We start from the raw sequence: 20,764 nt of genomic DNA, 5'->3' as shown, positions 1-20,764 counted from the left end.
TGTTATGAAGCTGACTGATATCAAGAATGGCAATCTGTCCGCCGAGTGGGCAGAAAAGGGCTACGAGCTGCCCAAGTTCGATGTGGAGGCCGTCAAGGCCAAGACCCACGCGGAGCCTACTTGGGTCCACTTCGGCGCTGGCAACATCTTCCGCGCTTTCCCCGCCGCCGTCCTGAACGACGCGCTGAACAGCGGCAAGTATGACCGCGGTGTCATCGTGGCCGAGAGCTTCGACTACGAGATCATCGACAAGGCTTACCGCCCCTACGACAACATGAGCCTGCTGGTCTGCCTGAAGTCCACCGGCGACATCGAGAAGAAGGTCGTGGCCTCCGTCACCGAGAGCCTGAAGGCTGACCCCTCCTTCACCGAGGACTGGGCCCGTCTGGTGGAGATCTTCCAGAACCCCAGCCTGCAGATGATCTCCTTCACCATCACCGAGAAGGGCTACGGCGTGGCTCCTGCCGATCTGGAGCGCGGCCTGACCCCCGTTCTGGCCATGGGCAAGGTCACCGCTCTGCTGTACGAGCGTTTCAAGGCCGGCAAGCTGCCCCTGACCGTGCAGAGCATGGACAACTGCTCCCACAACGGCGACAAGGTCAAGAATGCGGTCATCACCTACGCGACCAAGTGGGTCGAGCAGGGTCTGGTTCCCGCTGAGTTCCTCGCCTATGTACAGGACGAGACCAAGATCACCTTCCCGTGGAGCATGATCGATAAGATCACCCCGCGCCCCGATGCCAAGGTCCAGCAGATGCTGGCCGACGACGGCTTTGAGGACAACTACACCATCGTCACCGAGAAGCACACCTTCACTGCTCCCTTCGTCAACGCCGAGGAGACCCAGTACCTGTGCATCGAGGACCACTACACCAATGGCCGTCCTCCGCTGGAGCTGGGTGGTGTCCTGTACTGCGACCGCGAGACCGTCGATAAGATCGAGAAGATGAAGGTCTGCACCTGCCTGAACCCCCTGCACACCGCCATGTCCATCTATGGCTGTATGCTGGACTACACCCTCATCTCCGCCGAGATGGCAGACGAGGACCTGCGCTCCTTCATCCAGAAGATCGGCTACATCGAGGCAATGCCCGTTGTCGTGGATCCGGGCGTCCTGAACCCCTACGAGTTCATCGGCGCGGTCATCAACCGCCGTCTGCCCAACCCCTTCATGCCCGACGCACCCCAGCGCATCGCCACCGATACCTCTCAGAAGCTGGCCATCCGCTTCGGCGAGACCATCAAGGCTTACGAGGCACGGGGTCTGGACAAGTCCAACCTCGTCCTGATCCCGCTGGTGCTGGCCGGTTATGCCCGCTACCTGAAGGGTGTCGATGACAACGGCAAGGCTTTCGAGATCTCTCCCGATCCGATGCTGGCTGAGCTGCAGGCCATCGTGGCTCCGCTGGAGGTCAAGGAAGGGGAGCAGGACTTCAGCTGCCTGAAGAATCTGTACAGCCGCGCCGACATCTTCGGTGTCAACCTGTATGAGGTCGGTCTGGGTGAGCAGATCGAAGGCATGGTCAAGGAGCTGTACGCTGGCAACGGCGCTGTCCGCAAGACCCTGCACAAGTACGTCGCCGCCCGCTGAGGCGCTGACATTTCCCTTTTAAGTTAAGCTATCTTCGTGCCCACGCTGCGTTTTGCTTTGCCGCAGCGTGGGATTTTTTATGCCCGTAACTCCCCCAGTCTGCTTCGCAGCCAGCCCCCTCTGGGAGGGGGCCTGATAGTCTTCCTCGCAAGGTTCCCGGTTCCGCCAGCGTATGAAGTGGAACCGATGGGGTGGATTTTGCACGGCGTTTGTTTTATAATAAAGAAAAACCAGCGGGAGGTAAATTGCATGAAGGTAATGGTCTTTGACGTAGGCGGCACCGAGATCAAGTATTCGGTCATGGATGACACCATGAACTACTATGAGTCCGGCAGCGTGCCCACGCCCGGCGACAGTCAGGAACATTTTCTGGAGACGATGGCGGAGATCTACCGTCCCCACAGGGACGAGGTGGACGGCATCGCGCTGAGTCTGCCCGGCTTCATCGACGCCGAGCACGGCGTGGTCAAGGGCGGCGGGGCCCCCTCCATCATCTACAACATCGGCACGCCGGTGGGCCCGCGCCTTGCCGAAAAGTGCGGCTGCAAGGTCTGGATCGAGAACGACGGCAAAGCCGCCGCCATCGCCGAATTGCAGCGGGGCGTCCTCAAGGGCTGCAGCAACGCGGCGGTGTTCATCATCGGCACCGGCGTGGGCGGCGGCCTCATCGTCAATGGCCAGCTGGTGCGGGGCCGAGACTTTACGGCGGGAGAGTACAGCTTCATGAACACCAACGCCGACGAGTGGAACAACGGCAGAAAGACTATGGCGTGCCAGTGCAGCACCACGGCTCTGCTGGACGCCTACCGGGAGCGCAAGGGTCTGCCCGCAGACGCGCCCATGAACGGCAGGATCTTCTTCGACGCAGCCAACGCCGGGGAGCCGGAGGCGCTGGAAGTGCTGGAAAAATTCTGCTTTGCCGTGGACGTGCAGATCTATAATCTGAGCGTCCTGCTGGATCTCGAAAAGGTCGCCATCGGCGGCGGTATCAGCAGCCAGCCCCTCCTGATCGAGACGCTGGATCGGGTGTATGAGGAGCAGATCCTGAAGGGCCACCCCTTCAGCGAGGAACAGGCCCGCAGCCTTGCCCACCCGGAGATCGTGGCGTGCGCCTTCCACAATAAGTCCAACCAGATCGGGGCGCTGGTCAGCTACCAAAACGCCTTTTACCCGCAGAAATAATGCGGTAGAAAACGCCATTTTGCCCCGGTTTGCATTTCCACCTTGAAGCAAAGCGAAAAATGGTGTATTATAATGGGTATTGAATCATGAGTAGTTCCGGGCGGTTTGGCCCGGATGAAGGGGGAACGCCACATGGCTGATAAAAACTTTTTGACTGAGATCATCGACGCCGACCTCGCCGAGGGCAAGATCAGCGAGATCCATACCCGTTTCCCGCCGGAGCCGAACGGCTACCTGCACATTGGCAGCGCCAAGGCCATCTACATCAACTGGTCCATCGCGAACCAGTACGGCGGTAAGTTCAACCTGCGTCTGGACGACACCAACCCCGCCCGCGAAGGCGAGGAGTACGTCAACAGCATCATCGAGGATCTGCATTGGCTGGGTGCCGACCCCAACGGCGGCATCTTCTACGGCAGTGACTACTTCGACAAGTGCTACGAGTACGCCGAGAAGCTCATTCAGGAGGGCAAGGCCTACGTCGATGACCTGACCCGCGACGAGATGCGCGAGTACCGCGGCAGCGACGCCGGTAAGCCCAGCCGCCCGTCCCCGTGGCGGGACCGCACCCCGGAAGAGAACCTTGACCTGTTCCGCCGGATGCGTGCGGGCGAGTTCAAGGAGGGCGAGAAGACCCTGCGCGCCAAGATCGACCTTGCCAGCCCCAACATGAACCTGCGTGACCCGGCCATCTACCGCATCAAGTACGCCGAGCATCACCGGCAGGGCAGCAAGTGGTGCATCTACCCGATGTATGACTTCGCCCACCCCATTCAGGACGCCATCGAGGGCATCACCCACAGCATGTGCAGCTTGGAGTTCGAGAACCACCGCCCGCTGTACAACTGGGTCATCGAGAACATCTTCGGCACTGAGTTCCCCAAGCAGCGCGAGTTCGCCCGCCTGAACATGACCAACACGGTCATGAGCAAGCGCTACCTGCGTGAGCTGGTGGAAATGGGCATTGTAGACGGCTGGGACGACCCCCGGATGCCGACCCTCTGCGGTCTGCGCCGCCGCGGCTACACCCCCACCTCCATCTTCACCTTTGTGCGGGAAGCCGGTATCTCCAAGTCCGACAACCTCATCGATATGCGCCAGCTGGAAGCCTGCATCCGCAGCGAGCTGGACCTGACCGCTCAGCGCCGCATCGCCGTGCTGGACCCGGTGAAGCTCATCATCGACAACTACCCGGAGGACAAGACCGAGTACTTCGATATCGCCAACAACCCCAACCGTGAAGCCAACGATACCACCACCCGCAAGGTGGCCTTCACCAAGGAGCTGTGGATCGAGAACGAGGACTTCGCCGAGGTGCCGCCTCCCAAGTTCAAGCGTCTGACCCTCGGCGGCGAAGTCCGCCTGATGGGTGCCTATATCGTCAAGTGCGAGAGCGTGGAGAAGAACGCGGACGGCTCCATCGCCGCGATCCACTGCACGGCTGATATCGAGACCGGCAACGGCAACCCCGCCGACGGCCGCAAGGTCAAGGGCACGATCCACTGGGTCAGCGCCGCGCACGCCGTGGACGCCGAAGTCCGCCTGTACGACAAGCTCTTCACCGAGGCCAACATGAACGCCATCCCGGAGGGCAGCGACTACAAGGACTACCTCAACCCCGAAAGCGTTGTGGCCCGCACCGGCTGCAAGCTGGAAGAGAGCCTGAAGGACGCAAAGCCCGGCGAGAAGTTCCAGTTCGTCCGCACCGGTTTCTTCACCCCGGATTCCAAGAACCCCGGCGTGTACAACCGCGTCGTGACCCTGCGCGACAGCTTCAAGCCCGCAAAGTAAAATTTTCCCCAAAGGAGCAAACAGCAAGATGAAAAAACACATGAGTCGGAATACCATTCTGATGGTGGTGCTGGATCTCGTGCTGGGCATTGTCCTGTCCCTGTACATCGCCAACACCGGAACGGTGCCCGCCGCCGATAACGCCGCTACCTACACCGACGGCACCTATACCGCCAGCGCGAAAGGGTGCCTGAGCGATGTGGCGGTAACGGTGACCATCACCGGCGGCAAAGTGACCGGTGTGAACATCGATGCTTCGGGCGAAACGCCCGCGCTGGGCGGCAAGGCGGCCGAAAGCTTGGCCGTCAGTCTGCAGGAAGCCGGCGGCACAGCTGGGGTGGATGCTGTTTCTGGCAGCACCATGACCAGCGACGCCATCTTCACCGCCATGGACGATTGTCTGGCGCAGGCCGCACAGTAATCGCAAACACCCAACTGCTGCACGGCATCTGCGCGTGCAGCAGTTTTTTTGTAAGGAATGCCCTCTCAGTCTCGCTTCGCTCGCCAGCTGCTCCCCTTCTGGCACTATCGTGCCACCTCCCCCGGCCGGGGGAGTCTTTCCCGAAGGGGTGAGCCCTTGGCATGTCGGTTTTGATATTGCTGGACGAGCAAAGCCTGATCTCGCGTTAAGCAGTGGGCTCCGCGATAGAGATAAACTATGCTGTTCGATATTCTTCCATTAAAAAATAACACCGCCCGCCTCATCCGTGTCTACGGGGACGAGCCCTGCATTGCGGTGCCGGGGGAGGTGCCGGGGCCGGGAGGGGAGAAGTGGACCCTCACGGAGCTGGGGGACTACTGCTTTTCTGAAAAGCTCCGGAATCTGCCCGCCGCCGATGCCCTCTGCCGGTACGAAGTCGGCGGGGACGGGGCGGTGACCCTGACCCGCGCCTTTGGCCGGGCGCTGACGGGACGCCGCCGGTACGACCTCGACTTCGGGGACGCACCGGAAGAGACCGACCTGCACCCCGTCTGCGGGAACTTCCTCGAAGAAGCCGTCCTGCCCGACGGGCTGCAGGTCATCGGGAGCTGCGCATTCTACAACTGCCGTAGGCTGCGGCGGCTCTCCTTCGGGGCCGCCGACCTGACCGTGGGCAGCGATGTCTTCCTGAACTGCTTCGCGCTGGCGGACCTTGTGGTGCGGGCTGAGCCGGAAGCGGCCACCGGGCTGTTCGCCCTCGTCAACAACATCACCGAGGCGGTGCGTGCCCTGTTCTGGCTCCCCGGCGAAGCGGCCCCCCGCGCAGGGCTGTGGTACCCCGCCTATTGGGAGGACGTGGAGGAATCCCCGGCCCACATCCTGCTGCATACCTTTTCCGGGCAAGGATACCATTACAGACAGTGTTTTCTGAATGGAAAATTCCTCTGCGCAGAATATGACGCCATCTTCCCGGAGGGTCACGCCGCCGAGGACAGGAACATTATGGCCATGCTCTGCTTCGACCGGCTGCGCTGGCCGTGGAACCTGACCGAAGGGGCGAAAGCGGCCTACACGGCGTTCCTCAAAGCCAACACGGGCCGGGTGGTTGCCCGGCTGTTGAAGGCGCAGAACCTCGACGGCCTGAAAGCCCTGCTGGCGCTGGATGTGCTGGACGCCGCCGCCTTTGCCGAGGCTGCCCAGATGGCCGCCAAGGCCGACAACGCCGCGGCAGCGGCCCTGCTGGCCGATGCGGAGTACACAAAGCTGTCCGCGAAGCCGAAAAAGAAACGATACGATTTTGATTTCTGAGGTGAGGAAAGTGACCCAGCTCCCCGAAAAAGAAAAATTCTTCGACCCCCGCAAGCCCTTTGAGTCGAAGCGGCCGGAGACCCACGAGGAGTGGCAGACGCGGATGGGCGGCGAGGTGCTGGCCGTGGTGCGCAGCGGGCTGTATCTGGATTTCCGCTTTCTGGACATGGCCCTTTCGGCCCTGACCCCCACCCCGGACGAACGGTGCGGCGTGTTGGCTACGGATGGCCGTATCCTCTGCTATCAGCCCAGCGCCCTGCTCCGGCTCTACAAACAAAATCCGAAATATCTCAACCGGTTGTATCTCCATACGATATTCCACTGCGTATTCCGACATCTCTGGATGAAGGGGCGGCGGGACCCCCGTTTGTGGGGCCTTGCGTGCGACATCGCGGTGGAAAACGTCATCGATGGGCTGAACCGCTCCAGCGTCAAGCGGCCGCTGACCTATGTGCGGCAGAACGCCTATGGGTCCATCGCGGCGGAGGGCAAAGTGGTGGCGGCGGCCCCGGCCTACCGATGGCTGGTGAAGCAGACCCCCGGCGTGCTGCGGCAGCTGGAGCGGGAGTTCACCACCGACGACCACCGCCTCTGGCCCAAGGACGCCCCCGAACAGCCCCAGCAGATGCCCACGCCCCTGCCCCAGAAAACGTGGCAGAAGATCGGCGAGCGGATGCAGACCGAACTGGAACTGCGGGACAAAGAAGCGGGCGAGGGAGCCGACAACCTGCGCGAACAGGTCAAAGCCGCCAACCGCAGCCGCCGCAGCTACCGGGACTTCCTCCGCCGCTTCTGCGTCACGCGGGAGGAGGTCCACCTTGACCCGGACGAGTTCGACCTGAACTTCTACACCTATGGCCTCTCCGTCTATGGGAACATGCCCCTCATCGAGCCGCTGGAAACGCGGGAGAGCAAAAAGATCGAGGAACTGGCCCTCGTCATCGATACCAGCTATTCCACTTCCGGTGAGCTGGTGCGGGCCTTTCTGGCTGAGACCTACACCCTGCTGAAGGGGCGGGAGAACTTCTTCCACCGGATGAACCTCCACCTCATCCAAGCGGACAATGCCGTTCGGCAGGACCTGCTGGTCCGAAACGAGGACGAGCTCATCCACGCCATGAACCACTTCCAGCTCCGGGGCGGCGGCGGAACGGACTTCCGCCCGGCCTTTGCGTACGTCAGCCAGCTCTGCGCCGAGAAAAAGTTCTCGAATCTGCGGGGGCTGCTCTACTTCACCGACGGCATGGGCAGCTACCCGGCCCGCCGCCCGGCCTATGACACCGCCTTTTTGTTCCTTGGCGACCGCTTCGACGACGCCAATGTTCCGCCATGGGCCATGAAGGTGGTGCTGGACGAGGATGAATTTACCGGCCCGTCCGCCAAGGCGGCTTCGGCTCTCGCCGAAGCGCTGAACGACGAGGACGACCCCTACCGCGAACTGAACAACACCTGAGGATGTGAGGAAGCTTTATGAATATCCAACGAGCCAAGCAAGAGATCGAACATACCGTCAAAGCCTATCTGGCCAAGGACGCGCTGGGCGAATACGCCATCCCGGCTATCCGGCAGCGCCCCATCCTGCTGATGGGCCCTCCGGGCATCGGCAAGACGCAGATCATGGAACAGGCGGCGCGGGAGTGCGGCGTGGCGCTGGTGGCTTACACCATCACCCACCACACCCGCCAGAGCGCCGTGGGTCTGCCCTTCATCCGCCAGCGCCACTACGGCGACAAGGACGTTTCGGTGACGGAGTACACCATGAGCGAGATCATCGCCAGCGTCTACGCCAAGATGGAGGCCACGGGCCTGAAGGAAGGCATCCTCTTCATCGACGAGATCAACTGTGTCTCCGAGACGCTGGCCCCCACCATGCTGCAATTCTTGCAGTGCAAGACCTTCGGCAATCAGGCAGTTCCGGCGGGGTGGGTCATCGTGGCAGCCGGCAACCCGCCGGAGTACAATAAATCCGTCCGCGATTTCGACATCGTCACCCTCGACCGTGTCCGCCGGATGGACATCGAGCCCGATCTGCAGGCGTGGAAGGACTACGCCCGCACGGCCCGCATCCACAGCGCCATCCTGAGCTACCTCGACCTCCACCCCCAGAACTTCTACCAGATCAACGCCGACGTGGACGGTACTCAGTTCGTCACCGCCCGCGGCTGGGAGGACCTGTCCAACCTGCTGGACACCTACGAGGCGCTGGGCCTCAAGGCCGACGAGTCGCTCATCCGCCAGTACCTCCAGCACGAGAAGATCGCTGAGGATTTCTCGGCCTACCTCGACCTTTATTATAAGTACCGCGACGACTACGGCGTGGAGGAGATCTTGGCCGGTCAGGCCAAGCCCGCCGTCTTTGCCCGGCTGCTGAACGCTCCCTTCGACGAGCGGCTCAGCCTTGTCAGCCTGATCTTGTCCGGCCTGAACAACCGGTTCACGGCCTCTCGTCAGGCCGATGCCGCCGCCGACGGGTGCTACGCCTTCCTGCGGGAAGCCAAACAGGGCTTTGCTACCCTGCCGGAGGATATCCCGGACGGCCCGGCCACCCTGTTCAGCCAGATGATCGCCGACTACGACGCCGAGACGAAGCGCCAGCGGGAGGCCGGGCTGCTGAGCCGGGATGCTGCGGCCACTCGGCTCACGGTCTGTGCTGCCCTCCGCAAGTGGGAAGCGGAACTGCGCCACGCCAATGCCGTGGGCACCAAGGAAGCCTTCGAGCTGCTCCGCACCCAGTTCCAGACCCTCGCCGACGAGCGGGACAAGGCGCAGGAAACGGCCTCTGCCGCGCTGGAAGCTGCCTTCGACTTCATGGAAGCGGCTTTTGCGGAAGGGCAGGAGATGGTGGTCTTCGTCACCGAGCTGACGCTGGCCCCCGCCGCCCATGCCTTCATCACCGAAAACGGCTGCGACCGGTACTTCCGTTACAACAAAGACCTGCTGCTGGATCACCGCAAGGCCGCCTTGCAGCAGGAGCTGGCCGCTGAAGAGCGCCGCCATGGGGGAATGTGAGCCATGGGGGAAAGCCTGCTCTTCAGCCTGAACAGCACCATGCCGCTGTTCTTCATCATGGTGCTGGGCTGTCTGCTCCACCGCAAAAACTTCCTGACCGACGACTTCGTGGCCATGGCCAACAAGTTCGTCTTCAATGTGGCGCTGCCGGTGCAGCTCTTCCGGGACCTTGCCACCATGGACGTCCGGGCCAGCTTTGATGGGGCCTATGTGCTCTTCTGCGCCGCAGCCACCACGGCCAGCATTCTGGTCATCTGGGTGCTGGCAAAGCTGCTGCTGAAGGACAAGCACATCGTGGGCGAGTTCGTTCAGGCGTGCTACCGCTCCTCCGCCGCCATCCTCGGCGCGGCCTTCATCCAGAACATCTACGGCACCTCCGGCATGTCGGGCCTGATGATCCTCGGCAGCGTGCCGCTGTACAACATCTTCGCCGTGGTCATCCTGACGCTGGAAAGCCCCTCGCTTTCTCGATCGGCCAAAAGCGGCATGGGGGAGAAGATCAAAAAGAGCCTCAAGGGCATCGTCACGAACCCCATCCTGCTGGGCATCGCGGCGGGTTTTGTGTGGAGTCTGCTCCGGCTGCCCATGCCGACCATGGTGAACAAGACCCTGACCAGCCTCGCCGGGCTGACCAGCCCCTTGGCGCTGCTGGCCATCGGTGCGGGCTTCAAGGGCCGCGCGGCGCTGGCCTACCTGAAGCCTACCGCCGCGGCCACCGTGACCAAGCTCATCCTCCTGCCCGCCATCTTCCTGCCCATGGCGGTGCACTTCGGCTTCACCGACCAGAAGCTCGTCGCCCTGCTGGTCATGCTGGGCAGCGTGACCACCCCGGCGGGCTACGTCATGGCCAAGCAGATGGGCCACGAGGGCACCCTCACCGGCAGTGTCTGCGTCACCACCACCTTCTTCAGCGCCCTGACCCTGACCTTCTGGGTCTTCTGGGCAAGAAGCAATGGGTTTATTGCGTAAGGAGAAAAGGCTGCATACTCCCTCCGTCATCGCTGACGCGATGCCACCTCCCTCTGAGAGGGAGGCTTTCACAGCTAACCGTTACGCCAAGGCTCCCTCCGAGAGGGAGCTGGCACGGCAAAGCCGTGACTGAGGGAGTATGCGGCTTTTTATTTTGTAAAAACACGACAAAAAAGCATCTTGAAATTCATCAAGATGCTTGGTGGTTGCGGGGGCCGGATTTGAACCAACGACCTTCGGGTTATGAGCCCGACGAGCTACCAGACTGCTCCACCCCGCGATATTTACTTGTCTTGCGTCAGCCTCTCGCTGACTGCTCAAGTATAATACCACAGGGCGGGGAGAATGTCAAGCGTTTTCCGAAATTTTTTTCGAGTTTTATTCCGGGCGGGGGCAGGTCACTTTGCGTCCTTTGGGTTCGGGCGCTTTTTGCGGGGGTGGCGGACCTGATAGAACACCACGCCGCACGCCGCGCCGATGACGATGGCGGGCCATGCGCCCATGAGGAAGACCACGACGGCCTGTGCCCCGGCGGTGAAGTTCGACCAGCCGTTCTTGGCGGCGTCGGCCAGCCGGGCAGCGAAGCTGGTGCCGGTGGTCAGGGTCTCCACCTCGTCAAGGGTGATGTTCACGGTGCAGTAGGAGACCTGCTGGCTGTACCAGTTGAGCTGGCTCTGGTAGCTCTCAATCTGGTACTGGACATCGCTCAGGGAGGACTCGATCTGCAACAGGTCTGTGAGGTTGTCCGCGCTGGCTTGCAGCTCCTGCAGACGGGTGCGCTGGGCGGTGAGGTTGTCGAGCCGGGCTTCGATGTCCATGTACTGCGTGGTCACATCGTCGGCGGACTCGCTCTTGCTGGTCACACTGCCCGCCTGTTCGGCGGCATCCACGAAGGCGTCATAGGAACTCTCCGGCACCCGCAGCGTCAGGGAGAGAGTGCGGGTGCTGTCGGTACTGTCGGTGTACTCGCTGCTGGACTCCAGATAGCCGTCCACACTGGACAGCGTATCGTTCAGCTGCTGGTAGGCCCAGTCGTAGTCCTTTGTCTCGATGGAGAGGCAGGTGGTGTAGATGATCTTCGCGTTGTCGGCGGTATGGGCAGCGGTGTCGTTCTCCACATTACCGGAGGTCAGCAGGGTGCTGCCGGAGGTGTTCACGGCGCGGTCGGCGCTGTAGGCAGAACCACCTGCGTCCGCCATGGAGTAGGTGGCCAGCTCCGGGGCGGCCTCGTAGGCAGCGGCGGTGCTGGATGCCGACCCGCCGGAGAGCAGGGTGACGCTGGGCAGGGAGCCGACGCGGGCAGCCCCGTAGAGGATGCCGCCGCACAGCGCCGCACAGGCGGCGGCTTCCAGCACCCGCCGGCCGGGGAAGCGGATGGCCTTTTTCTTCTTCGCGGGCTCCGGTGCGGGGACCGGGGTCAACTGGGGTTTCGGGGTGGCGCCGGAGGCGTCCGCCTTGGCTTGCATCGCCAAGAGCTTGGCCTTCAGGCCCTCTGAGGCGTGCAGGTCATCGACCTCCATCTTGTACTCATACCACCTCATCTTCGATCTCCTCCTTCAGCATGGTATGTAGCTGTGCGCGGGCGCGCCGCAGCCAACTGAGCACCGTATTGGTGGGGGCCCCCAGCATCCGGCCCACTTCCGCGGCGGTGTAGCCTTCATAATAGTGGAGGTACACGGCGTTGCGGTAGTTCTCCGGCAGGGCGCGGACCGCATCGAGCACGCTGCCGTCTTCTGTGGGGTCGGGGGCGGGGATATTCTCGTCCAATTCGGTGTCCTTCTGGCGCGCTGCACGGGTCAGGTCCCGGCAGCGGTTGATGGCGACGCGCAGCAGCCAAGCCTTGAGGTGCTCCTCACTCTCAAAGCGGCCGTTGTAGTTCAGGAGCTTTTCAAATACGTCCTGCACCACGTCTTCAGCGTCCGCCGCGCAGCTGCAATTGTGGTAGGCTGCGCGGTAGACGGCGTCACTGTATCGCTGCACAGCCAGCGCAAAAACTTCGTCTTTGGTCAACTGTCCCATAAGTCTTACACTCCTTTGCGGCCCCGGTGGCCGGGGCTTGCTGGAAATCCTTGGTTCCAGAGGGACATTTCACCTAATACACGGCTGAAATGCCCCAATTATTGCATGGTAGAATGAAAAGAATATAACAAAATCCTAACGTTTGTACAATCGCTGGAGCAACGCGATCCGCCCGGCGAGGTAGGTATCGGCCTTGGGGTGGGCGAGCCAGTGTTTGCCCGCCGCTTCCCGGCAGAGCCGCCGGGCCAGCGCGGCGGGGTCGGCGTCGATGGCTTCCACATCCCGCAGGGTGAGGGTCAGCGTCAGCGCGGCGGCGCAGTCCGGCAAAGGCGGCAGCGGGTCCTCCCAGACAAAGGGGGGCTGGAGCTGCACCGCGTAGACGGTGCGGGAGCACTCCTCGGTGAGGAGAAGAGCCGCCGGGGTGCCGTCCGGCAGGACGTGGAGGCTGCTGTATAAAATTTGGAGCATCCGGGGCGGGAGCAGCAGGGTGCGGCTCTCCGCCGGGGTCTCCGATAGGGTGAGGTAATCGGCGGCTTCGTCGGCGTAGATGCGCCGGGCCGGGGCCTGAAAGGCTGCATAGAGCGCGGGCAGAGCAAACACGCCCTCGCGGTCCAGCCCGCGCTGAAGAAGCTGATAGAATTCCGTCAGGGGATGGTCCGGGTTTGGCTGGGGCATCCCGAAATCCGGCCGGGAAAGGTGTCCTCCGCCCATCTGCACGTCTCCTTCCATTTTGGGTGAATGCAATCACCCCAAGTATAGTGGATTTTGGACGGTTTGGCAAGCAAAAACGGAAATTGTAAACCTTTGGAAAACTTTATTGTTGACCGTCCGGGAGCGGCGGGGTATACTTTCAATCGTGACAAGAATCTTTTATACTGTGAGAGAGGACAACATGGAAAAGAAACTGACGACGTATCAAATGGCAGTCACGGCGCTGATGGCGGCTGTGATGTGTGTGCTGGGCCCCCTGAGCGTGCCCATCGGGGCCATCCCCATTTCGCTGACCAATCTGGTCATCTGCTTCAGCGCATGGCTGCTGGGGCCGAAGTTCGGCACGTTGAGCGTGGCGGTCTATCTGGCGCTGGGCGCTGTGGGTCTGCCGGTGTTCTCCGGCTACGGCGCGGGCCTTGCCAAGCTGGCGGGCCCCACGGGCGGCTATCTGGTGGGTTACCTGCTGATGGCGTTCATCGGCGGCCTGTTCATCGAGAAGAGCAACGGCAGCCCGGTGGTTTCCGGCATCGGTCTGGTGCTGGGCGACGCGGCCTGTTATGTGCTGGGCACGGCGTGGTTCGTGTTCCAGATGCAGTGTGATCTGGGCTACGCGCTGGCGGTCTGTGTTTATCCCTTCATTGCACTGGACCTCGGCAAGATCGTGGTCTCCTGCATCGTCGGTGCGCTGATGCGCAAGCGGCTGATTCAGGCGGGCGTGCTGAAGCTGGCGTAACGAAAAGCGTTCTCCTTATATATAGTACGGCTCCTGTGCACGCGGTGCACACGGAAACCGGGTCTTTGCAATGCGGCAAGGACCCGGTTTTCTTTCTTTTACGACCGTTTTCGCGCGGGCACTTGACAACCGGACAAGAAGGTTGTATCGTTAAAGATGTTTGTGTGGGAACTTTAGGAAAGGAAATTTTCAGGAGGAAGAACGTGGCAGCAACCGTTTTGGAAACGCAAAAGAAAAAGACACGCTTGATGACAGAGGGCAGCATCTGGAAGAACATCCTGCTGTTTTCTGTGCCGCTGATCTTGGGCAACCTGCTTCAGCAGTTGTATAACACCGCCGACTCCATCATTGTCGGCAATTTCGTGGGCAGCAACGCGCTGGCGGCTGTCGGCTCCAGCGGCTCGCCCATTTTCCTGCTCATCGGCTTCAGTCAGGGCATCGCCGTGGGCGCGGGCGTGGTGGTGGCGCAGTACCTCGGCGCGAAGGACCGGAAGGAGGCGCAGGAGGCCGTCCACACCTCGCTGGCGCTGGCGGCGATCCTCGGCCTGATCCTGACCGTCGGCGGCATCCTCATCAGCCGCTCTCTACTGATGGCCATGGACACCCCGGCGGAGGTGCTGGAAGACGCCGTGACCTATATGCAGATCTATTTCGGCGGTGTGCTGTTCAGCGTCGTGTACAACATGGCGGCGGGCATCCTGAACGCGGCGGGCAACTCCCAGCGGTCGCTGCTGTATCTGGGCATCGCGTCGGGCACGAACATCCTCCTCGACCTCGTGCTCATCGCGGGGCTGAAGATGGGCGTGGCCGGTGCGGCCATCGCCACGGACGTGAGCCAGCTCGTTTCCTGCGTGCTGTCGCTGGGCTTTTTGATGCGGGTGAACGACGACTACCGCGTGACCGCGAAGGAGATCAAGGTCCACAAGAAGATGGCTGCCCGCATCATCAAGGTGGGTCTGCCCACCGGCATTCAGAACATGGTCATCTCGCTGTCCAACATTCTGGTCCAAGCGGGCGTCAACGGCTACGGTGCCGCCGCTATGGCCGGTTTTGCGGCCTATATGAAGGTGGACGGCTTCAACATCCTGCCCATCATGAGCTTCAGCATGGCGGCCACCACCTTTGTGGGCCAGAACTACGGCGCGGGCAAGACCGACCGGGTGAAGAAGAGCATGTGGGTCACGCTGGGCATGGGCGTCGGCTACACCGTCCTCACCGGCGTGCTGCTGCTGGCCTTCCAGAACCCCATCATGCAGTTGTTCACCCATGATGCGGAGGTCGTGGCCTTTGGCTGCACCGCGATGCACTACTTCTGCCCCTTCTACTGGGAACTGAGCATCCTGCACAGCTTGGCGGGCACGGTGCGCGGCACGGGCAAGACCGTTCCGCCCATGGTGGTGCTGCTGGTTTCCCTTTGCGTGTTCCGCATCGGGTGGATCCAGTGGGTGCTGCCCTTCTTCCGCTCCATCGATGGCATCTTCGTCCTCTACCCGGTGTCGTGGGGTCTCGGCGCGGTGCTGATGATCCTTTACACATGGAAAGCAAATTGGCTGGACACTTAAAAACATTCAGGAAAAACCTGCCAAAAAACCCTCCCGAAATGAAAGAAATTACCAAGGGGGGGGGGGGGTAAAAACACTGAAAAACAGTTGATTTTCGTAATTTCGGACCGTATAATAAAGGACAAGAGCTGTTTTTTGGCAATGAAAACGATTTCATCTTTTTACGGAAAAGAGGGTGCCCCAAATGGAAACAACGTATCCCGAAAAATGCGAACGTTATATCCAGAACCTGCGCAGGGTACGGGCACTCTCCAAACCACAGTTTGCGCCGGAGACGGCCCCGGAGGCGCTGCTGGAAGAGATTCAGGGCAACGCGGTGTGCTCCTTTGGGCTGATGCAGGAGAACAACGCCCTGCTGAATGAGCTGGTCTATGTGCTGGACCCGAAAACGTTGACGGACGAGGAGATCACCAACCTCGAAGCCTTTGCAGGGCGGCTGTTCAACTTTGGCAACAGCGAGGACTGCGGCGTGGCCTACAAGATCCACAGTCTGCTGCTGGAAGCCGCCCGCTTCCGCGAGGACGACCGGATGATCGTGAAGGAGCTTTACTACAACGGCATCACCCTGCATTACCTCAACGTCCGGGACGACGACCATGGGATCAATCTGCTGGAATCCCGCATCCATGCACACTTTATGGAAGCGGCCAGCTATATCAGCAGGTACGAGGAGATGGACACCGAGACGCGGCAATACATCATCCGCAGCCTCGGCAACATCCGTCTGACGGTCTCCCGCCAGACAAAGGCGGACTGCAAGCGGTATCTTGAGCTGTTCGACCTCGCCATGGGCATCATCGAGTCGCCCTATTATCAGGAGCTGGACCCGGACATCCCGTGGCAGCGGTTCATTTATGCCATGCACATGGATCAGATGACCCTGATGGCTTACCTGCGCCACCACGATGACCCTGTGATAGCGGAACGAATGTTGAGATCGGCAGCCTACGTTTATGAGCACCAGAAGGCCAACAAGGGGGACGAATCCCGCTTGCAGAACTGGCGGGCGAATTACTTCTACCATGCGGCGCGCTACCATGCCGGAAAAGGCACGGCTCGTGCTGTGGTGGAAGACCTGTTGGACATGATCGACCAGACCGGCGCACGGGATTACTCGCCGGACGGCATCAACCGCAATCTGACGGGTGCGGCTTATATCTTCTATTACGAAACGCTGATGACCGAGCAGGAGCGCACGGAGCTGGCAGACCGTATTGCAAAAGAACGGGAAGCGGCCCACCGCTATCTGGACGAGATGCTCAGCAACGAGTATCCCCGCGTGGCAAGCTTTGCCATCCGGGAGCTTATCATCGCACAATCGGACGCCAAGCAGTTTGATGCGCACACGGTGCTGGGCAGCATTCTCCTCGGCCATAAGCCCACTGAGGTCCACTCCACCATGGTGGCCCACCTGACCAAGGCCCTCATCAGGCGGCTGATCGATACCGACCCCGCCGCAGTGGTGGGCCTGAAGGGCTGCAAGAATGTGGCCGAGGTGGCGGCGCGGAAGGCCGAACTGCTGGACACCGCCTACGAGTGCGGCCTGTATCACGACGTCGGCAAGAGCGCCGTCATCCTGAACATCGACAACAACGGCCGCCGTCTCATCGACGAGGAGTTTCAGGGCATCCAGACCCACCCGGCCATCGGCTGTGGGCTGCTACAGGAGGCCGGGTGCGGCAAGTACATGGCCCCGGCGGCCCTCTACCATCACCGTTTTTATAATGGCCAAGGCGGCTATCCCAAGGATGTGCCGCCCTGCCCGCCGGAAATCAAGGTCATCGTGGATGCGCTGAGCGTGGCGGACTCGCTGGATGCGGCCACGGACAACATCGGCCGCTGCTACCAGATGGCCAAGCCTTTCCGCACGCTGGTGGGGGAGCTGAAAGCCCAGAGCGGCACCCGCTACGCTCCCAAAGTGGTGGCCCTGTTCGACGATAAGGATTTCTGCGCAGAGCTGGCGCAAAGGCTGGACGAGAGGCGCAAGGAGGTCTATTTGCAGGCTTACCACATCGGCAGAGAAAAATAAACCGTAAAACCTTCCATTTCCTTTGCATATATGATACAATATCTAGTAAGAGTGCACAAGAAAAGCGGCACGCGCAGAGGGGTAAGAGATGGAAACGTTGCGAAACCTATTGTTATATGGCGGCGTCGAGCCGGATGTTTACAGGAACTGCCGGGACGAGCTCCGGAAGGAGAACAGGGCGAAGCTGGTGTTTTTCCTTTCCATCGCGATCTTTTTTTTACTGATCGCCATGATGATCTGCTGCATGGTAAAATCGCTGGCCGGGGGGTTCATCCCCTACGTCGGGGCGCTGGCAGGCTGCCTTGCGCTGCTCGGCGTTACCCAGAGCTTCCCCAATAAACACATGGTGCTGGCCATCTGCGCCGACGGCTTTCTGGCAGTGTGTTACCTGCTGGGCATCTATCTGGGGTGTTTCATCTACGCCGACCAGCCTGCCACCTGCTTCCACATCCTTGCGGTGGTGCTGCCCATGCTCTTTACCCGCCCGGCCCTGTGGAACATCCTGCGCACCGCGCTGTACGAGGGCGTCTTCGCCTGCTGCGTGGTGACGTTCAAGACCCCGGAAGTGGCGGCCATGGATCTGATGGACGCGGGGCTGTTCGGGCTGATGGCCTGTGTGATCTCCACCTACTACGTCCGCGCCCTGACCGACAACGTGGTGGCCCGGTGCAAGCTGAAGGTCATCGCCGAGACCGACCTGAACACCCAGATCCCCAACCGCAACGCCTACGAGAACCACATGCACGAGTACCCCCTGCGCTGTGCCAACAGCCTGAGCTGCGTCTATGTGGACGTGAACGGGCTGCATGAGCTGAACAACACCAAGGGCCACGACGCCGGTGACGTGATGCTCAAGATCGTGGCGCAGGAGATGACCAAAATTTTCGGCCGCAAGGATACCTACCGCATCGGCGGCGACGAGTTCGTGGCCTTTGTGGTGGACACCGACCTCCGCCATGTCCGCGAGATGATGCAGACGCTGGAACAGGCCGTCGAGGCCCACGGTTACTCCGTGGCTGTGGGCTGCGCCACCTGCAGCGCCGGCGGCATCCAGATCAAAGCCCTCATCAAACAGGCCGAGACCCGGATGTATGACGCCAAAGATGAGCATTACCGCAGCCGGGGGATCCAGCACTGACTTCACGGTAAAAAAGCTCTGCTTTCGCAGGGCTTTTTTAGTTGCCATAAAGCTAAAGGAGCCTCACAGCGGAAAACTGCGAGGCTCCTTTGGCGTAAAAGCTCAACCAATAAAATTCACAAAGACAGGGCAGAGGACGGCGGTGAGAACACCGGCGACGGCGATGGACAGGCCGCTCATGGCACCCTCGACCTCGCCCATCTGGAGAGCCTTGCTGGTGCCGACGGCATGGGCGGAGGTGCCGATGCCCACACCCTTGGCGATGGGGTCGGTGATGTGGAAGACCTTGCAGACCGTCTCGGCCAGCAGGTTGCCCGCGATGCCGGTGAGGATGACGATGGCACCGGTAAGGGCTGCGATGCCGCCCAGCTCGGCGGCAACGTCCATGCTGATGGCTGTGGTGACGGACTTGGGCAGCAGGGTGACGTACTGCTCGCGGGTCAGGTCCATGGCAACGGCCAGCGCCAAGGCACTGCCGAGACTGACCAGCGTGCCCACCGAGATGCCCGCGATGATGGCGGCGGCGTTCTCCTTGAGCAGGTCCCACTTCTCATACAGCGGGATGGCAAGGCTGATGGTGGCGGGCAGCAGCAGATAGCTGACCGGGGCCGCGCTGACCTTGTAATCGGCGTAGGAGATCTTCAGCACGCTGAGCAGGATGATGACGAAGATGCTGCCCAGCAGCAGTGGGTTGAAGACCGCCTTGCCGGTTACTTTGTTGATGAGGGTGCCCAGCGCGAAGGCGGCCAGCGTCAGCAGCACGCCCCACGCGGAGGAAGAAGAAAGAAACTCATTCAGCAGCGCTGTCATTTGCGGCGGCCTCCTTTTTGGTCTGTTTGCGGCGGGTCAGCGCCTGTGTGGTGTGCCCGGCGGTCACAAGGACGAGGACCGTGACCGGGACGATGGCAATGACGATGGGCAGCAGCATATCGCCCATCTCGACCCAGAGCTCCATGACCCCGGCGGCGGCAGGCACGAAGAGGAGCGGGAAGATGCCGGTCAGGAACAGGCCGACTTCTTTCACGTCCTCCAGCTTGACGAGGCCCAGCAGCAGCGCCGCCAGCAGCAGGATCAGGCCGTAGATGCTGGCCGGGACAGGCAGCGGCAGAACGGCGTGGCAGATCTCACCGAGAAAACAGAACGCAAGGATGCGTGCGAACTGGAACAGATATTTCGTAAAGAATCCCCCTTTGGTAAAGCAGCTAAGTCAATAGTATAGCCCAAAAGGCCGGGCGGCGCAACGGTAATACTGGCTAAGAGTTTATGTCGATTCGACAAAAAACTGGATGTTCTGGGGAAGCGGCGGGGAATGAGAAGTCCGGCGGGAAATGGAACGCGGCCCGGCGGCGAAAAATTTTACAGAAATCCATGCCGGAGGGTTGCGCAGAGCGGGGCGTTCATTGTACAATAAACACGTTACCGAAAAATATGACACCATCGGCGGGGAAGAGTACCCCCGCCCGGAAGGAACAAGATATGAGCAAGACGAAGATTCGGGTGCTGGCGCTGGACTTGGACGGCACCCTGACCAATGACGAAAAGATTGTTACCCCCCGCACCCGCGCGGCGCTGGATGCCGCGGCGGCGCAGGGCGTGACCATCGTGCTGGCATCCGGCCGGCCCACGGCGGGCATCACCCCGCTGGCAAAGGCGCTGGGGCTGGACAAAAAAGGCGGCTGCATCCTCGCCTACAACGGCGGCAAGATCGTGGACTGCGCCACCGGCGAGGCTCTGTACCAAAAGCAGCTGGCCCCGGAGTTCGTGCCCCAGCTGTGCAAGTTTGCAGCCGCGCAGGATGTGGCCATCCTGACCTATGACGATCGCGGCATCGTCTGCGAGCGGGACGGCGACGAGTGGGCCCGGAAGGAGTGCGTGACCACCAAGCTGGAGATGTACCATGTGGACGATCTGGCTTCCTACGTGGATTACCCCATCTGCAAGATGCTCATTACCGTGGACCCCGCCCGCCGGGACGCCGTCTGCGAAGCGGGCAAGGCGCAGTTTGAGGGCCGCATCGACCTTTACCCCTCCAGCCCCTTCTTCATCGAGGCGGTGCCGCTGGGCGTGGCGAAGGACGTCAGCCTCGGCGCACTGCTGGACCGGATGGGCCTGACCCGCGAAAACCTGATGGCCTGCGGCGACGGCCTGAACGACCGCTCGATGATCGAGTTCGCGGGGGTGGGCGTCGCCATGCAGAACGCCGAGGACGCCGTGAAGCAGGTGGCCGACTACGTGACCGCCGCCGACAACAACCATGACGGCGTGGCCGAGGCCATTGAGAAGTTTATTTTACAGTGAGAG

General features: G+C 61.3%; 18 protein-coding genes and 1 tRNA gene. 13 read left to right on the top strand and 6 right to left on the bottom strand.

What is annotated here, in order from left to right:
* Positions 1–4 precede the first annotated feature (4 nt).
* The 8 genes from C4N23_RS04690 (at position 5) to C4N23_RS04655 (ending at position 10,271) form a co-directional block, all read left to right on the top strand.
* The gene (locus C4N23_RS04690; protein ID WP_112144427.1) at positions 5–1,591 is read left to right on the top strand and encodes a mannitol dehydrogenase family protein; all 1,587 of its coding nucleotides are present in this window, start codon (positions 5–7) and stop codon (positions 1,589–1,591) included.
* A 249-nt stretch (positions 1,592–1,840) separates the two neighbouring features.
* A complete protein-coding gene (locus tag C4N23_RS04685; protein WP_112144425.1) occupies positions 1,841–2,773 on the top strand; it encodes an ROK family protein in 933 nt (310 codons plus the stop codon).
* Between the two features lie 132 nt (positions 2,774–2,905).
* Positions 2,906–4,564 (top strand): glutamine--tRNA ligase/YqeY domain fusion protein, encoded by a 1,659-nt coding sequence (locus C4N23_RS04680; RefSeq protein WP_112144423.1) that lies wholly within the window; start codon positions 2,906–2,908, stop codon positions 4,562–4,564.
* A gap of 40 nt (positions 4,565–4,604) precedes the next feature.
* A complete protein-coding gene (locus C4N23_RS04675; RefSeq protein WP_242983725.1) occupies positions 4,605–4,985 on the top strand; it encodes an FMN-binding protein in 381 nt (126 codons plus the stop codon).
* A 237-nt stretch (positions 4,986–5,222) separates the two neighbouring features.
* Positions 5,223–6,293 (top strand): leucine-rich repeat protein, encoded by a 1,071-nt coding sequence (locus C4N23_RS04670; RefSeq protein WP_112144419.1) that lies wholly within the window; start codon positions 5,223–5,225, stop codon positions 6,291–6,293.
* A 1-nt stretch (position 6,294) separates the two neighbouring features.
* A complete protein-coding gene (locus C4N23_RS04665; protein ID WP_342587740.1) occupies positions 6,295–7,746 on the top strand; it encodes a vWA domain-containing protein in 1,452 nt (483 codons plus the stop codon).
* A gap of 17 nt (positions 7,747–7,763) precedes the next feature.
* Positions 7,764–9,302 carry an AAA family ATPase gene (locus tag C4N23_RS04660; protein ID WP_112144413.1) on the top strand — a complete coding sequence of 513 codons (1,539 nt, stop codon included), beginning with the start codon at positions 7,764–7,766 and terminating at the stop codon, positions 9,300–9,302.
* Positions 9,303–9,305: 3 nt separating this feature from the next.
* Positions 9,306–10,271: an AEC family transporter gene (locus C4N23_RS04655; protein WP_112144410.1), complete on the top strand. Its 966-nt coding sequence runs from the start codon at positions 9,306–9,308 to the stop codon at positions 10,269–10,271.
* Positions 10,272–10,474: 203 nt separating this feature from the next.
* On the opposite strand, the gene C4N23_RS04650 is transcribed toward C4N23_RS04655, so the two are convergent.
* The 4 genes from C4N23_RS04650 to C4N23_RS04635 all read right to left on the bottom strand — a co-directional run bounded on the left by C4N23_RS04650 (position 10,475) and on the right by C4N23_RS04635 (position 13,001).
* Positions 10,475–10,551: transfer RNA gene (locus C4N23_RS04650), tRNA-Met, on the bottom strand.
* A gap of 118 nt (positions 10,552–10,669) precedes the next feature.
* Complete coding sequence (locus C4N23_RS04645; RefSeq protein ID WP_112144408.1) at positions 10,670–11,812, bottom strand: DUF4349 domain-containing protein; 1,143 nt, start codon at positions 11,810–11,812, stop codon at positions 10,670–10,672.
* Positions 11,799–12,290 carry an RNA polymerase sigma factor gene (locus C4N23_RS04640; protein WP_055190077.1) on the bottom strand — a complete coding sequence of 164 codons (492 nt, stop codon included), beginning with the start codon at positions 12,288–12,290 and terminating at the stop codon, positions 11,799–11,801. The genes C4N23_RS04645 and C4N23_RS04640 overlap by 14 nt, the downstream gene beginning before the upstream one ends.
* Positions 12,291–12,425: 135 nt before the next feature.
* The gene (locus tag C4N23_RS04635; protein WP_112144406.1) at positions 12,426–13,001 is read right to left on the bottom strand and encodes a hypothetical protein; all 576 of its coding nucleotides are present in this window, start codon (positions 12,999–13,001) and stop codon (positions 12,426–12,428) included.
* A gap of 181 nt (positions 13,002–13,182) precedes the next feature.
* Between C4N23_RS04635 and C4N23_RS04630 the strand changes: the two genes are divergently transcribed.
* From C4N23_RS04630 to C4N23_RS04615, 4 genes are all read left to right on the top strand, one after another.
* Positions 13,183–13,734, top strand: coding sequence for a biotin transporter BioY (locus C4N23_RS04630; RefSeq protein WP_097839788.1), 552 nt, complete (start codon positions 13,183–13,185; stop codon positions 13,732–13,734).
* 248 nt (positions 13,735–13,982) lie between these two features.
* Positions 13,983–15,296 (top strand): MATE family efflux transporter, encoded by a 1,314-nt coding sequence (locus C4N23_RS04625; protein ID WP_181567073.1) that lies wholly within the window; start codon positions 13,983–13,985, stop codon positions 15,294–15,296.
* Between the two features lie 184 nt (positions 15,297–15,480).
* Positions 15,481–17,325 (top strand): HD-GYP domain-containing protein, encoded by a 1,845-nt coding sequence (locus C4N23_RS04620; RefSeq protein ID WP_112144403.1) that lies wholly within the window; start codon positions 15,481–15,483, stop codon positions 17,323–17,325.
* Between the two features lie 88 nt (positions 17,326–17,413).
* Positions 17,414–18,463 (top strand): GGDEF domain-containing protein, encoded by a 1,050-nt coding sequence (locus C4N23_RS04615; protein WP_112144400.1) that lies wholly within the window; start codon positions 17,414–17,416, stop codon positions 18,461–18,463.
* 102 nt (positions 18,464–18,565) lie between these two features.
* On the opposite strand, the gene C4N23_RS04610 is transcribed toward C4N23_RS04615, so the two are convergent.
* Entirely contained in the window at positions 18,566–19,273 is a 708-nt protein-coding gene (locus C4N23_RS04610) for an LrgB family protein (protein ID WP_112144398.1), read from the bottom strand.
* Positions 19,254–19,547: a CidA/LrgA family protein gene (locus C4N23_RS04605; protein WP_242968105.1), complete on the bottom strand. Its 294-nt coding sequence runs from the start codon at positions 19,545–19,547 to the stop codon at positions 19,254–19,256. The genes C4N23_RS04610 and C4N23_RS04605 overlap by 20 nt, the downstream gene beginning before the upstream one ends.
* A 392-nt stretch (positions 19,548–19,939) precedes the next feature.
* Between C4N23_RS04605 and C4N23_RS04600 the strand changes: the two genes are divergently transcribed.
* A complete protein-coding gene (locus C4N23_RS04600; protein ID WP_112144394.1) occupies positions 19,940–20,761 on the top strand; it encodes a Cof-type HAD-IIB family hydrolase in 822 nt (273 codons plus the stop codon).
* The last annotated feature ends 3 nt before the right edge of the window (positions 20,762–20,764 follow it).

It is taken from the genome of Faecalibacterium hattorii, from assembly GCF_003287455.1.
Classification (GTDB): Bacteria; Bacillota; Clostridia; order Oscillospirales; family Ruminococcaceae; genus Faecalibacterium; species Faecalibacterium hattorii.
The sequence above is the reverse complement of the archived record's forward strand: the minus strand, read 5'-3'. Positions and strand labels throughout refer to the sequence as shown.

Coding starts and splice junctions, on each gene's coding strand:
- C4N23_RS04670 (WP_112144419.1), top strand. CDS start 5,223: ATGCTGTTCGATATTCTTCCATTAAAAAATAACACCGCCCGCCTCATC.
- C4N23_RS04675 (WP_242983725.1), top strand. CDS start 4,605: ATGAGTCGGAATACCATTCTGATGGTGGTGCTGGATCTCGTGCTGGGC.
- C4N23_RS04600 (WP_112144394.1), top strand. CDS start 19,940: ATGAGCAAGACGAAGATTCGGGTGCTGGCGCTGGACTTGGACGGCACC.
- C4N23_RS04685 (WP_112144425.1), top strand. CDS start 1,841: ATGAAGGTAATGGTCTTTGACGTAGGCGGCACCGAGATCAAGTATTCG.
- C4N23_RS04655 (WP_112144410.1), top strand. CDS start 9,306: ATGGGGGAAAGCCTGCTCTTCAGCCTGAACAGCACCATGCCGCTGTTC.
- C4N23_RS04610 (WP_112144398.1), bottom strand. CDS start 19,273: ATGACAGCGCTGCTGAATGAGTTTCTTTCTTCTTCCTCCGCGTGGGGC.
- C4N23_RS04615 (WP_112144400.1), top strand. CDS start 17,414: ATGGAAACGTTGCGAAACCTATTGTTATATGGCGGCGTCGAGCCGGAT.
- C4N23_RS04625 (WP_181567073.1), top strand. CDS start 13,983: ATGACAGAGGGCAGCATCTGGAAGAACATCCTGCTGTTTTCTGTGCCG.
- C4N23_RS04690 (WP_112144427.1), top strand. CDS start 5: ATGAAGCTGACTGATATCAAGAATGGCAATCTGTCCGCCGAGTGGGCA.
- C4N23_RS04635 (WP_112144406.1), bottom strand. CDS start 13,001: ATGGGCGGAGGACACCTTTCCCGGCCGGATTTCGGGATGCCCCAGCCA.
- C4N23_RS04640 (WP_055190077.1), bottom strand. CDS start 12,290: ATGGGACAGTTGACCAAAGACGAAGTTTTTGCGCTGGCTGTGCAGCGA.
- C4N23_RS04680 (WP_112144423.1), top strand. CDS start 2,906: ATGGCTGATAAAAACTTTTTGACTGAGATCATCGACGCCGACCTCGCC.
- C4N23_RS04630 (WP_097839788.1), top strand. CDS start 13,183: ATGGAAAAGAAACTGACGACGTATCAAATGGCAGTCACGGCGCTGATG.
- C4N23_RS04645 (WP_112144408.1), bottom strand. CDS start 11,812: ATGAGGTGGTATGAGTACAAGATGGAGGTCGATGACCTGCACGCCTCA.
- C4N23_RS04660 (WP_112144413.1), top strand. CDS start 7,764: ATGAATATCCAACGAGCCAAGCAAGAGATCGAACATACCGTCAAAGCC.
- C4N23_RS04620 (WP_112144403.1), top strand. CDS start 15,481: ATGGAAACAACGTATCCCGAAAAATGCGAACGTTATATCCAGAACCTG.